We start from the raw sequence: 12847 nt of genomic DNA on the forward strand, positions 1-12847 counted from the left end.
CGATCGATTTTGCGAGGTTCTGTGTCGCTGCACTCCGACTGGCTGGCCGATGTCCGCCCCAATCCCTACGCCGAGCAGCTCTCGCGCGGCTATCGCCTGTTGCGTTTCGCGCCAGGCCTGGAGCTGGAATACCGCGCCTACATGCTGCGCGACACGCTGGAGCTCAAGCGCGTCGCGGTGATCTTCGCGCTGCTGGTGTGGCTGTCCTTCGCCGGCGTCGACATTTGGATGATCGAGGGCCCGCTGCTGGCGGCGCTGCTGGCGATCCGCGTCGGCGTGGCGTTGCTGCTGGTGGTCTGCGGCCGGCTGATCCTCAGCCGGCGCCATCCCCATCTGGCGGCTCCGCTGGGCATCGCCTGCATCGGCACCATGGGGCTCGGGGCGGCGGTCATCATCGCTCTGGCCCACGGGCAGGATCCTTCGTTCCCCTACGAGGGGCTGCTGCTGGTGTGCATCGCGGCCTACTTCCTGGTCGGCCTGCGCCTGGTGGAAGCGGCGGTCACCTCGTTCCTGGTGCTGCTGGCCTACGGGGTGCTCGAGTGGCTCGGCGGCCTGGCGCCGGAGCGGCTGTTCAATAACCTGCTGTTCCTGCTGGCCGGCAACCTGATCGGCGCGGTGGGCTGCTATCAGCTCGAACTGAAATCGCGCGAGCATTTCCTGGTGGATGGCCTGCTGCGTGTACTGGCCGACCAGGACGGCCTCACCGGGCTGCACAACCGGCGCAGCTTCTACCGCGAGCTGGGCCGGCTGTGGCGCCAGGCCCAGCGCGAGGAGCGCTCGCTGGCCCTGCTGCTGTGCGACGTCGACCACTTCAAGGCCTACAACGACCGCTACGGCCACCAGGCCGGCGACCGCGCGTTGCAGCAGGTCGGTGAGGTGCTGCTGCAGGCCGCCCGGCGTCCGCTGGACATGGCGGCGCGCCTGGGCGGCGAAGAGTTCGCCGTGCTGCTCTACGACATCGCGCCCGACGAGGCCAGGCAGCGCGCCGAGGCGCTGCGCCAGAGCCTCGAGGCTCGCGCCATCGAGCATGCCGGCTCGTCCGCGGCGGCGGTGCTGACCCTGTCGGTCGGCCTGTGCTGCGTGCGGCCGACGGCGCAGGCGAGTGTGGACAGCCTGTTCGAACATGCCGACCGCGCGTTGTACGAGGCCAAGGCCTTCGGTCGCAACCAGGTGGTGACCTGAAGCGCCACCCGGGCTGGCGCGAATCGTCCCTGCCGGCCGCCGTTGCGGCTGCTAGCATCGGCGCTTTCTGCGGAGCCGGATTCATGGAACGTCTAATCCAGGCCGACGGCCAGCCCCACTACGGCATCTTTCCGACGGCGCCGGGCGAGGTGAACTGGCGCGACTTCGACTTCCGCTCGCCCATGGGCCGGCGCCTCGGCGCGCTGGCCAAGTGGCGGCGCTTTCACCAGTTCCAGTACTTCGGCATCGTCAGTGACGAGCTGATCGGCGGCTGCGCGCTGGCCGACATCAGCCTGCTCACCGCGGGCTTCGTCTACCTGTTCCATCCGGCCAGCGGGCGCATGGTCGAGCGCGAGTTCAAGCGGCCGCTGGGCCATGGCACCGCGTTTTCGCAGCGGCCCAACGAGGGCATCTGCGAGCTGCGCAGCGGCGCCAACCTGCTGCGCCTGAGCAACCAAGGGCTCGACAAACAGCTGCTGGTGGAGCTGGACGATGGCACGCGCATCGAGGCGAGCTTCACCGAGCAGCAGTTTCAGCCAATGTGCCTATGCACGCCGACTGCGGTCAACGGCTGGGTCTATGCGCAGAAGGTCGCTGGCGTGCGTTGCCGCGGCAGCGTGCGCAGCGCGCTGGGCGACTTCGACCTGCAGGCGCTGGACGCCTTCGCCCACCACGACTGGTCGGCCGGCTACATGCGCCCCGAAACGTTCTGGAACTGGGCCTGCCTGTCCGGCCAGGTCGGCGGCACGCGGGTCGGGCTCAACCTGTCATGCGGGGTCAACGAGACCAGCTTCAGCGAGAACTGCTACTGGCTGGACGGCGAACTGCTGCCGGTGGGCGGTGTGCACTTCCAGTTCGACCGCGACGACCCGCTCAAACCCTGGCGCATCGTGTCGGGCGATGGCCAGGTGGAGCTGAGCTTCCGCGGCCATGGCCTGCACCGCGAACACCTCAACCTGGGCCTGTTGGCCAGCAACTTCAAGCAGGTGTTCGGCTGTTTCCAGGGCACCCTGCGGCCGCCGGGACGGGCGCCGTTGGTGATCGACAGTCTGTGGGGCTTCGTCGAGGATCAGTATGTCAAATGGTGACAGCGGGGTTGGCGACGCGCTGTTCGGGAGTTATGGTTAGTTGACTAATAATTAGGTTTTTCTGCTGTCCACACGATCTTGGGGAGTGGACCGTGGCAGGAACCCACGAGAGTCTTCTATGCACAACTTCGCGCACCACAGTTTCGGCATGCAGCTGGCCCAACTTTCCCGCGCCTGGCGCGCCGAGCTGGACCGTCGTCTCTCCGGCCTCGGCCTGTCCCAGGCGCGCTGGTTGGTGCTGCTTCACCTGGCCCTGCTCAAAGAGGCACCGACCCAGCGTGAGCTGGCGCAGACCGTAGGTGTCGAGGGTCCGACCTTGGCCCGCTTGCTCGATGGCCTGGAAGCTCAGGAGCTGGTGCGGCGCATTGCCGTGCCCGAGGACCGCCGCGCCAAGAAGGTGGTACTCGCCGACAAGGCGCGGCCGCTGATCGAGCAGATCGAGAGCATTGCGCTGCAGCTGCGCAAGGAGCTGTTCGCCGGGGTCAGCGAGGAAGAGCAGCGTCTATGCCAGGACATTCATGCGCGCATCCTGGGCAATCTGGAAAAGAACTGACGCCGTTATTCCCGTTGCGCTGGCCGCCTGTCTAATCGCGATTAGACATAACTGCCGCTTGGCTTTCCCGGCGTCTCTTACATAAGCTGATAACCAGGCCCGGGCAGCGGGCCTGCGGGTCGCGACGGAGAGCCACCCGCGACCTCATCCCACATGCCAGGCCCGACGGGGATAACCATTCCACCCAGGGACAGCCGGCCAGGCCGTGTGACCGGGAGCTAGAGGGGCCGCATGGCTCGAATCCGTAACCTTTTCTTGACCTTGGCGTCGACTTCGACGTTCTACTCCGGGCTGGTATCCGCACTGGGCCTGGGGGATATCGATCTGCAGTCGGCGCTCAACCAGCCTTTGGACGCGCGCATCGAGCTGTACCAGGTCGGCGATCTCGGCAGCGATGACCTCAACGTGCGCCTGGCCTCCAACGAGGATTTCCAGCGCGCCGGGGTAGAGCGCCTGTTCTTCCTCAGCGATCTGCGCTTCACGCCCGTGCTGAGCGGAGGGCGGCCGCACATCCGTGTGACATCCGCCAAGCCGGTGCGCGAGCCCTACCTGAATTTCATCGTCGAGCTGGTGCGCCCAGGCGGCAGCCTGCTGCGCGAATACACGGTGCTGATCGATCCTCCGGGCATGGCCTACTCGACCGCGCGTGAGCCCGAGCCGGAGTTCGAAATGGCTGCCCCGGTAGCGCGCAACGAGGCGTCGGCGGTATCGCAGCGCCCGCTGCCCACGGCCAACCGCGGCGAACGTTATCGGGTGCAACGTGGCGATAGCCTGTGGACTATCGCCGGGCGGCTGCAGGCCGCCGGTGGCACGACTGATCGTGAGGCGCTGATGGCCGATATCCACGCGCTCAACCCGGCCGCATTCGGTGGAGGCGATCGCAATCGCCTGCTCGCCGACGTCGAGTTGCTGCTACCTGACAGCGTAGCGCCGACAGCACAGCCTTCCGCAACCACAGCAACCACAGCAACCACAGCAACCACAGCAACCACTGTTCCCGACGCACCCACTGCGCCGGAGGCCAGCACCGACGCGGCTCAGGCCGAGTCCGAGCAGCGGCAGGTGGACGGTGAACTGGCGTTGGTCAACGAGCAGAACCAGGCGCTGCAGAGCAGCCTTCTGCAGCTGCAGAGTCAGCTCGAACAGCTGCAGGCGCAGATGGCGGAAAAGGATCGCCAGTTGCAGCAGATTCAGGATGAGCTTCGCCAGCGCCAGGAGGCGCGACCAGAGCCGGTGGCAGAGCCCACTGCGGCAGCGCCAGCCGAGCCGGTGGCGCCCGTTGTCGAGGCAGAAGCAGAAGGCCGCTGGTATCCATGGGCGGTCGCAGCGCTACTCCTATTGTTGGTACTGCTTGCGATCCTGTTGTTCGCGCGTCGTCGCTGGCCCGCGCGGCGCGCCGAGCCGCCCAGGCCGGAAGCTGAACCCAAGGTGTTGGCCGCGGGTACTGTCGCCTCTCAGCCGCTGGCGCGGCCTGAGCCGGAGGTCGACGAGCCAATCCTGCCGGCCGCCGCACCGGGGCTGGCACCGCCGCGCCTTCCCGGGAGTTCGTCCGATCCTCTGGAAGGCGCCAACATCTATATCGCCTACGGTCGCTTCGCCGAGGCGGCCAAGGTGCTGCGTCGTGGCGTCGACCAGCAGCCCGCGCGGCTCGAGCTGCGCCTGCGCCTGCTGGAGGTGCTGGGCGAGCTGGGCGAAGGCGGCGCCTTCGCCGAGCAGGAGCACGAACTGCGCGAACGGGGGGCCAATCCGGCCCAGCTGGAGCAGATCGGTGCCCGCTACGCCCATTTGCGACGCCCTGAGGAGGAAGCGACACTGGCCGACGCCGTGCTGCAGCTAGACGACGCGGAGCCGCCGGTCGTTCCCCAGGACGATTTTCAACTCAACCTCGACGACCTGTCGCTGGATGCCGACTGGGACCTGGTCAGCCCCTTCAAGCCGGAGCGGGCCGCCAAGGCTCGGCCCAGCCAGGGGCACGAGATCGATCCGCACTTCCACTCGGACCTGCAGCGCCTGCCGGAGGTGCTGGAGATGGACGAGCTGCCGCAGGAGCAGGCGCTGGACGACGAGCTTTCCGAGGCCTTCCTGCGCGAGACCGGCGGCGACCTCGACGAGCTGGCCGGCAACCGCGAGCACCTGGTCAAGCTCAACCTGGCGCTGGCCTATATCGAACAGGGTGACATCGGTAGCGCCTGCGACATTCTCAACGAGGTGATCAGCGAGGGCGACGAGCAGGAACGCGCCCAGGCGCGGGAATTGCTGGCGAAGATCGCCTGACGATCAGGGCGGGAGGGCGACGCCGCGGCACGACCGCGGCGTTGTTCTTTGTGCGGGTTATGATGGCCGCCCCGTCAGCCGGAGCGCGTCATGTCGAACAAGCCCGAAGTGGTGATCACCTACTGCACCCAGTGCCAATGGCTGCTGCGCGCCGCCTGGCTGGCCCAGGAGCTGCTCAGTACGTTTTCCGAGGAGCTGGGCCGCGTCAGCCTGGAGCCGGGCACCGGTGGGGTGTTCCGCATCACCTGCGGCGAAGCGCAGCTGTGGGAACGCAAGGCCGACGGCGGCTTCCCCGAGGCCAAGGTGCTGAAGCAGCGGCTGCGCGACCTGATCGACCCCGAGCGCGACCTGGGCCACAACGACCGCTAGCGGCGGGAACCGTCTGCGCAGCCCTGGTCCTGACCGACATTCTCCGGGCTCGCCGCGCGCTTGCTCAGGCGCGCCGAAACCAGCGTCGCCAGCAGGATCAGCGCGCCGCCGAAGAGCATGCGCAGACTCGGTTGCTCGGCGAAGATCCACCAGGCGAAGAGGATGCCGTAGACCGGCTCCAGGGCGAACACCACCGAGGCGCTGCGCGCATTGAGCACCCGCAGGCTGGCGACGAACAGGCTGTGTGCCAGCGCGGTGCAGAGCAGGCCGAGCAGGGCGATCCACAGCCAGTCCAGCGCCCGTACCTCCGGCAGCGCCGACCAAACCAGCGGCAGGCTGGCCAGCAGGATCGCCAGGTTCTGCCAGAGCGCGGCCTGGGCCGGCTTGACCCCGGCGGTGGTGGCGCGGTTGGACACCGAGACCATCGCGAACAGCAGCCCCGAGAGCACCGCCCAGGCCAGGCCGAGGGTGGCGTCGCTGCCCAGGTCGAAATGCGGGGTGACCAGCACCAGCCCGAGGCTGACCAGCGCCACCACGCCCCACTCGGCGAGGCGCACTTTCTCGCGGAACAGCAGGCCCTCGAGCAGCACGGTGAAAGCGGGGAAGCTGGCGAAGCCGAGGGTCGCCACCGCCACGCCAGACACTTTCACCGCGATGAAGAACGACCACCAGTGGCCGCCCAGCAGCAGGCCGGCGCCGGCCAGGGCCAGGCGGCGGCGCCAGGTGATCCTGGCCAGCGGTTCGCCGAGGCGGGCGAACACCGCCAGCGCGCCGACCGCGAACAGGGCGCGGCCGCAGACGATCACCAGCGGCGCGGCCAGGGCCAGCTTGCCGAAGATGCCGGAGAGACCGAAGAACAGGGCGCCCAGGTGCAGGGCGAAGAGGGCGGTGCGGTGTTGCATGGGGCGTTCCAGACGACTGAGTGTAGGTTAGGGTGAGTGGTTGACGCTTTTCGTGGATCGCGCGATTCACATCCGTGGCAGACGAGGGCGGCGCGCAGCTTCTCAGGCCAGGCGCGCGCCGTTGGGCAGGGGCCTGTCGAAGCTGGTTAGCACCACCTTGCCGTCCTGGTCGTAGACGCCGGTGACCAGCACCTCCGAACGCACTCCGGCAACCCGCTTGGGCGCGAAGTTGCACACGCAGAGCACCTGGCGGCCGACCAGCTCGTCCGCGCCATAGTGGGCGGTGAGCTGGGCGCTGGAGGTCTTTACGCCGAGTTCGCCGAGGTCCACTTCCAGCACGTAGGCCGGTTTGATCGCCTTGTCGTTGAGGCGCGCGCTGAGCAGGGTGCCGACGCGCAGCTCCACGCGTTCGAAGTCCTGCCATTCGATGGTCTGCATGGATGGCTCCTGAGTGATCGGCAGAGTCTAGGCACACCCCGGCGCGGATTCTGTCGCGCCGCTCGCGGGCTTTGTCGCGGGACTCGCGTCAGATTCCGGCGCGCAATTGGCGCGGAGTGGTGCCGAACTCTCGCACCAGCGCCGCGGTGAAGGCGCTTTGCGAACCGTAGCCGACCCGCGCGGCCACCTCGCCGACCGGCAGGTGGCTGGACAGCAGCAATTCGCGGCCCATGCGCAGACGACGCAGGCGCACATGGTCCATCGGTGTGTGGCCGGTCTCGGCCAGGAAGCGGGCGTGGAAACGCGCGCTGGAAAGGCCGCACAGGCGCGCCAGGTCAGCCACCTGCAGCGGATGGGCACAGTGCCGGTCGATGTGCGCATCGATGGCCGCCAGGGGCAGTCCGGCCCGTGGCGCCGCCGGCCGCGAGGGCGCGCCGCTGAGGCTGGCCAGCAGCAGGGCGGCGCCCTGTTGGGCGATGACGTCGTCGTTGATCGGGCTGGCCGCCAGCCAGTCGACCAGGCGGCCCTGGGCCGGGCTCAGGTCGAGGCGGCCGGGCGTCTCCAGCAGGCGACGACCGGCGTCCAGATGATGGCCCAGGCGCTGCTGCAGCCAGCCGTCGTGCGGTACGTCGAGCACCAGACACAGGCTGCCGCGCGGGCTGGCGCAGACGTGATGACTGCCCGGCGGCACGACGGCCAGGCTGTGGCTGGCGACGCGGCAACCGCGGCCCTCCACCTCGAAATCGAGCATGCCGGACAGGCCGAACACCAGTTGCCCGTGGTCGTGGCTGTGGGCGATCTGTTCATGGTAGTGGCGCAGGGAGAGCAGCGATGACATGACGGGCTCCTGATCGAACGGTCAGTGTACATGGCGAGGCGGTCCGGCTGGTGGTCATGCAATCGTCATTCGCCTGTCATGTCCGATTCACCACCCTCGCGCAATCTCGGCTAAACCCAGCCGGAGGCCGCCCATGAGCATCGCCGAGCGCAGCAAGCCCAGCCGCAAGCAGCATGTCCGCACCCTGTGGATTTCCGATGTCCACCTCGGTACCCGAGACTGCCAGGCCGAGCGCCTGGCGGCCTTCCTCAAACGCTACCAGGCCGACCGGGTGTACCTGGTCGGCGACATCATCGACGGCTGGAAGCTGCGCGGCGGCATCTACTGGCCGCAGGCCCACACCAACGTGATCCGCCGCCTGCTGACCATGAGCAAGCGCGGCACCGAGGTGATCTACGTCACCGGCAACCACGACGAATTCCTGCGCCGCTACTCCACGCTGATCCTCGGCAACATCCAACTGGTCGACGAGGCGGTGCACGAGACCGCCGATGGCCGCCGGTTGCTGGTGATCCACGGCGACCAGTTCGACGTCATCACCCGCTACCACAAGTGGCTGGCCTTCCTCGGCGACTCCGCCTACGAGTTCACCCTGACCCTCAACCGCTGGCTCAACCACTGGCGCGAGCGCTGGGGCTACGGCTACTGGTCGCTGTCGGCGTTCCTCAAGCACAAGGTCAAGACGGCGGTGAACTTCATCAGCGACTTCGAGGAGTCCATCGCCCATGAGTGCGTCAAGCGCGGTCTGGATGGCGCCGTCTGCGGCCACATTCACCACGCCGAGATTCGCCGCGTGAACGGCGTCGAGTACATGAACTGCGGCGACTGGGTCGAGTCCTGCTCCGCGCTGATCGAGCACCTGGACGGCAGCATCCAGCTCTACCGGCTGGCCGAGGACCAGGCGCAGACCGCCGAAGTGGCGGCCATCGGGCAGGCGGCATGAGGATTCTCGTCGTCAGCGATGCCTGGGCGCCGCAGGTCAACGGCGTGGTCACCAGCCTGCAGGCGCTGGTGGCCGAACTGCGCGGCATGGGGCACCTGGTCAAGGTGCTGTCGCCGCACGATTTCCGTCATCTGCCGTGCCCGAGCTACCCGGAGATTCCGCTGGCCTGGGACCTGTGGCGGGTCGGCCCGGCGATTCGCGACTTCCGCCCGGACTGCGTGCACCTGGCCACCGAGGGTCCGCTGGGCTGGGCCGCGCGACGCTGGCTGATGCGCCGCGGGCTGGCCTTTTCCAGCGCCATTCACACGCGCTTCCCCGAATACGTGAACACCCGCTGGCCGCGCATCCCGCTGGCCTGGGGCTACGCCTTTTTGCGCCGCTTCCACCGGCCGAGCCAGGCGGTACTGGTGAGCACCGAGCGTCTGCGCGACGAGTTCGCCGCCCACGGCCTGCGTCGACTGCGGCTGTGGCGCAAGGGCGTGGACACCGAACTGTTCCAGCCGCGCCCGCGCGCGGCCGGCGAGCCGGTGTTCCTCTACGTCGGCCGCCTGGCGGCGGAGAAGAACCTGCGCGCCTTTCTCGAACTGGGCCTGCCGGGCGAAAAGCGCCTGGTCGGCGACGGCCCCGAGCGCGAGGCGTTGCAGGCGCAGTACCCACAGGCGCGCTTCCTCGGTTACCAGCAGGGCGAGGCGCTGGCCGCGCAGTTCGCCACCGCCAGCGTGCTGGTGTTTCCGTCGCGCACCGACACCCTCGGCCTGGTGATGCTCGAGGCGCTGGCCTGCGGCACGCCGGTGGCGGCCTTCCCGGTGCCCGGCCCGCTGGACGTGCTGCAGCCGGGCGTGACCGGCGTGATGGACGAGGACCTGGGCCGCGCCTGCCTGGCGGCGCTGCAGCTGGACCGTCAGCGCTGCGCCGAGCAGGCCGCGCGTCAGTCCTGGCGTGCCTCGGCGCTGCAGTTCCTGGCCGGACAGCCGCGCCTGGACGGCGAGCCGGCGCTGGAGGCTCTGGGCGTGGTATCGACTGCAGGGGCTTGACCTCAAGTCCACTTGAACCGGCAAGGTGCTCCCCTCACTCGATGACGCGGAGCACGACATGACCCTGCAATCCCCACCCGACGAACAGAGCCGCCTGTGGAACGGCCCCGGCGGCCGCGCCTGGGTCGACTCCCAGCCGCTGCTCGATGAGCTGTTCGCCCCGCTGGTAGCACCGTTGCTCGAGGGCCTGCGCGCGGGCGAACGGGTGCTGGACATCGGCTGCGGCACCGGCGCAACCAGCCTGGCCGCGACGGGCCTCGGCGCCGATTGCCTGGGCGTCGACCTCTCCGGGCCGATGCTCGCACTGGCCCGGAACCGCGCGCGGGAAGCGGGCAGCGCGGCCCGCTTCGTCTGCGCCGATGCTCAGAGCCACGACTTCGCGCCGGCGTCCTTCGACCGGCTGATCTCGCGCTTCGGCGTGATGTTCTTCGCCGACCCGGTTGCGGCGTTCGCCAACCTCCGTGGCGCCGCGCGGCAAGGCGCGTGCCTGCGCCTGGTCGTCTGGCGCAGCGCCGCCGAGAATCCCTTCATGACCACCGCCGAGCGGGCGGCCGCCGGATCGTTGCCGGATCTGCCGGTGCGCCGGCCGGGCGCGCCGGGGCAGTTCGCCTTCGCCGACGCGCAGCGGGTGCGCGGGCTGCTGCAGACGGCCGGCTGGAGTGACGTGGAAATCCGCAGGCTGGATGTGCCGCTGAGCATGGCGGAGGCGGCGCTGTTGCCCTATCTGAGCCGCCTGGGACCGGTCGGGCTGGCGCTGCAGCAACTGGAGGAGGGCGCGCGAACCGCGCTGGCGGCGCGGTTGCGGGAGGCCTTCGAGCCGTTCGTGAGAGGCGATCGGGTGGAATTCGTGGCGGCCTGCTGGCAGATCGACGCGGTCAGACGATGACCTTGTCGCGCAGCTTCTTGGCCGCCAGGTTGAGCGCCTGGATGACCTTCTCCTTGTCGTAGTTCTGGATGCCGTTGGTATCCAGGTACATGGAGAAGCCCGGCAACTCGTGCTCGACATAGCTGGAGCGGGCGCCCAGATCGCGGCGATGGTCCACCACATGGTAGATCTGCACCGGACGGCTGAAGCCCTTGACCGCGATCTGGCCCTTGTCGCGGCACATGATCAGGTCCTTCACCAGCGAGTAGGTCTCGTGGGAGATGAGGATCTCGCCGGCCTCGGAGGAGCTTTCCAGGCGGCTGGCCAGGTTCACTTCGCGGCCGATGATGGTGTAGTCCATGCGCGTGTCGGCGCCGAAGTTGCCCACGGTGCAGTAGCCGGTATTGAGGCCCATGCGGATCTCCAGCGGCTTGGTGATGCCCTGGGAGCGCCACTGCTGGCGCAGCACCTTCATGTGCTTGCGCATGGCGATGGCCATGGACACGGCGTTCAGCGCGTCCTTCTTGGCGCCCTGGCTGGAAGGGTCGCCGAAGAACACCAGCACGCTGTCGCCGACGAACTTGTCGATGGTGCCGCCGTACTTGAGAGCGATCTTCGACATCTCGTTGAGGTAGGTGTTGAGCAGGTCGGTGAGCTGCTCGGCTTCCAGCTCCTCGGAGAGCTCGGTGAAGCCCTTGATATCGGAGAAGAACACGGTGAGCTTCTTGCGCTGGGTCTCCAGGCGTACGTGCTTCTTGCCGCTGAAGATCATTTCCCAGACCTGCGGCGACAGGTACTTGGCCAGGTTGCGCGCCAGCCGCGCGGCCTTTTCCTGTTCGCGCTTGATCTCGACGCGCGCCTGGGTCAGGCGCATGCCCTGTTCGTGGACGAAGAAGGCGGTGATGCAGATGTACAGCGTGGTCAGCAGCATGCTGACCAGCGCCACCAGGCTGGGCGTGGCAACGTCGATTTCCGGGCGGATCAGCGCGGTATTCAGGGCGATGCTGCCGGTCGCCACCAGCAGGGCCACGCCCATGTTGCGCAGGCCGCCGGCGACCAGCGAACTGAAGGCCAGGGTCAGCAGGAACATCAGCGTCGGCACGACGGAGAAGCCCATCAGCACGGCGGCCGCGCCGGCGTGGACGGCGTCCAGGAAGAGCAGGATCAGGTTGGTCTGCTGCGGGTAATCGCGCTTGAAGCGGTTGCCCAGGTGATAGGCCAGATGCGGATAGAGCAGGGCGTAGGGCACCAGCCAGAGAATCTCGTAGCCGAAGTGCTGGCTGTAGGTGCCGGCGGCGACCGCCGCGGCAGGCGCGATGTAGGCCAGCACGCGCGAATAGTATTCGCGAAGCAACGGGGCAGGCTGCGCCCTGGGTGTTTCCTGGACGGTGAGTTTCATCAAGTGTGGACGATCCCTGCTGGATTTCTGACGCCTCTGGCGGGCGTCTACGGGCTCTGCAAGAGCCGAGCCAGGCGGGATCATAGCGGGACGCAGGTCACACAGCCAGCCCGGAGCGCCGAGCGGCGCTCCTGAACTGACCGGCAGGTCTTGCGGTTCGGGCCCTCGAGCTGGGCGGCGTCGCCCGCGAGGGTTTTTATCCCGAGATCAGAAGCGGATGCGGCCGGTGAAGGCGTCCTTGAGCATCACCCAGTCGCCCATGAAGCTGTACAGCGGGTATTTGAAAGTGGCCGGCTTGTTCTTCTCGAAGACGAAATGGCCGACCCAGGCGAAGCCGTATCCGGCCAGGGGCAGGGCCAGCAGCCACAGCCACTGCTGGGTGACGATGGCGTAGGCGAGGATGCTCAGCACCAGCAGGCTGCCGACGTAGTGCAGCCGGCGGCACACGTCGTTGCTGTGTTCCTGCAGGTAGTAGGGGTAGAACTCGGCAAAGCTGTTGAAGCGTGCGGTGGTTTCAGCGCTCATGGCGTACCTCCTGTCATTGTCGACCGCAGTCTAGGCGGGCCTCGCCCCGACGGTCAGTGACATAGGGTGCCAGTTTAGTATCCCTGCGCGCCGGCCCCGCTTACTTCTTGCCGGGAATGGGGAAGGACTTCAGCGTCTCGCGCAGGATCTTTCTGGCGACGTCTTCCGGCTGCGCGGGCGCGATATCGACGAGGACGTCGTCGGCCAGGGTCTCTTCGTCCGCCGGCTTGGTAGCGACCTCCGCCTCGGTGGCCTGTTGCGCGTTGCGGTCTTCGGCTGCCTGCAGCTCGTCGTCCGATCCGATCATGATGATGCCCCGTACTGCCTGTGCTGTTTTGCCGAATCCTAGCGCCAAATGGCCTGCGCCGAAACCGGGCGCCGGTCGGCTCATGGCCGCGGCACGCTCGGGGCCGGCGCTGTCAATTGCCGGGGCGGAT

14 protein-coding genes are annotated in these 12847 nt (G+C 68.0%); 8 read left to right on the forward strand and 6 right to left on the reverse strand.

Going from position 1 to position 12847, the window contains the following annotated elements; genetic code table 11:
• Positions 1-21: 21 nt before the first annotated feature.
• From NF616_RS01840 to NF616_RS01860, 5 genes are all read left to right on the forward strand, one after another.
• Positions 22-1182 (forward strand): GGDEF domain-containing protein, encoded by a 1161-nt coding sequence (locus NF616_RS01840; protein ID WP_252271342.1) that lies wholly within the window; start codon positions 22-24, stop codon positions 1180-1182.
• An 83-nt stretch (positions 1183-1265) separates the two neighbouring features.
• Complete coding sequence (locus NF616_RS01845; RefSeq protein ID WP_252271343.1) at positions 1266-2270, forward strand: DUF2804 domain-containing protein; 1005 nt, start codon at positions 1266-1268, stop codon at positions 2268-2270.
• A 118-nt stretch (positions 2271-2388) separates the two neighbouring features.
• Positions 2389-2823: a MarR family transcriptional regulator gene (locus tag NF616_RS01850; protein ID WP_252271344.1), complete on the forward strand. Its 435-nt coding sequence runs from the start codon at positions 2389-2391 to the stop codon at positions 2821-2823.
• A 231-nt stretch (positions 2824-3054) separates the two neighbouring features.
• Positions 3055-5097: a motility hub landmark protein FimV gene (locus NF616_RS01855; protein WP_252271345.1), complete on the forward strand. Its 2043-nt coding sequence runs from the start codon at positions 3055-3057 to the stop codon at positions 5095-5097.
• 90 nt (positions 5098-5187) lie between these two features.
• Positions 5188-5466 carry an Rdx family protein gene (locus NF616_RS01860; protein WP_252271346.1) on the forward strand — a complete coding sequence of 93 codons (279 nt, stop codon included), beginning with the start codon at positions 5188-5190 and terminating at the stop codon, positions 5464-5466.
• Here the strand turns inward: NF616_RS01860 and NF616_RS01865 are convergent.
• The 3 genes from NF616_RS01865 to NF616_RS01875 all read right to left on the reverse strand — a co-directional run bounded on the left by NF616_RS01865 (position 5463) and on the right by NF616_RS01875 (position 7644).
• Complete coding sequence (locus NF616_RS01865; protein ID WP_252271347.1) at positions 5463-6368, reverse strand: DMT family transporter; 906 nt, start codon at positions 6366-6368, stop codon at positions 5463-5465. The two genes, NF616_RS01860 and NF616_RS01865, sit on opposite strands and share 4 nt — an antisense overlap.
• A 102-nt stretch (positions 6369-6470) precedes the next feature.
• A complete protein-coding gene (locus tag NF616_RS01870; RefSeq protein ID WP_252271348.1) occupies positions 6471-6806 on the reverse strand; it encodes a tRNA-binding protein in 336 nt (111 codons plus the stop codon).
• Between the two features lie 88 nt (positions 6807-6894).
• On the reverse strand, positions 6895-7644 hold the full coding sequence (locus NF616_RS01875; RefSeq protein ID WP_252271349.1) for a helix-turn-helix transcriptional regulator: 750 nt from the start codon (positions 7642-7644) through the stop codon (positions 6895-6897).
• A 133-nt stretch (positions 7645-7777) separates the two neighbouring features.
• Here NF616_RS01875 and NF616_RS01880 point away from each other — a divergent pair, with 133 nt between their 5' ends.
• Genes NF616_RS01880 through NF616_RS01890 form a run of 3 tightly spaced genes read left to right on the forward strand, consistent with a single transcriptional unit; the run spans position 7778 to position 10507 of the window.
• Positions 7778-8587: a UDP-2,3-diacylglucosamine diphosphatase gene (locus tag NF616_RS01880; protein ID WP_252271350.1), complete on the forward strand. Its 810-nt coding sequence runs from the start codon at positions 7778-7780 to the stop codon at positions 8585-8587.
• Positions 8584-9621, forward strand: coding sequence for a glycosyltransferase family 4 protein (locus NF616_RS01885; protein ID WP_252271351.1), 1038 nt, complete (start codon positions 8584-8586; stop codon positions 9619-9621). Before NF616_RS01880 ends, NF616_RS01885 begins: the two co-directional genes overlap by 4 nt.
• Before the next feature lie 58 nt (positions 9622-9679).
• Positions 9680-10507, forward strand: a complete 828-nt coding sequence (locus NF616_RS01890) for a class I SAM-dependent methyltransferase (protein ID WP_252271352.1) — start codon at positions 9680-9682, stop codon at positions 10505-10507.
• Here NF616_RS01890 and NF616_RS01895 read toward each other — a convergent pair.
• The 3 genes from NF616_RS01895 to NF616_RS01905 all read right to left on the reverse strand — a co-directional run bounded on the left by NF616_RS01895 (position 10497) and on the right by NF616_RS01905 (position 12801).
• The gene (locus tag NF616_RS01895) at positions 10497-11885 is read right to left on the reverse strand and encodes an adenylate/guanylate cyclase domain-containing protein (protein WP_252271353.1); all 1389 of its coding nucleotides are present in this window, start codon (positions 11883-11885) and stop codon (positions 10497-10499) included. The two genes, NF616_RS01890 and NF616_RS01895, sit on opposite strands and share 11 nt — an antisense overlap.
• Before the next feature lie 207 nt (positions 11886-12092).
• On the reverse strand, positions 12093-12410 hold the full coding sequence (locus NF616_RS01900; protein ID WP_252271354.1) for an Mpo1-like protein: 318 nt from the start codon (positions 12408-12410) through the stop codon (positions 12093-12095).
• 100 nt (positions 12411-12510) lie between these two features.
• Positions 12511-12801, reverse strand: a complete 291-nt coding sequence (locus NF616_RS01905; RefSeq protein WP_252271355.1) for a hypothetical protein — start codon at positions 12799-12801, stop codon at positions 12511-12513.
• Positions 12802-12847: the final 46 nt, after the last annotated feature.

Source organism: Pseudomonas subflava (assembly GCF_023823685.1).
Classification (GTDB): domain Bacteria; phylum Pseudomonadota; class Gammaproteobacteria; order Pseudomonadales; family Pseudomonadaceae; genus Aquipseudomonas; species Aquipseudomonas subflava.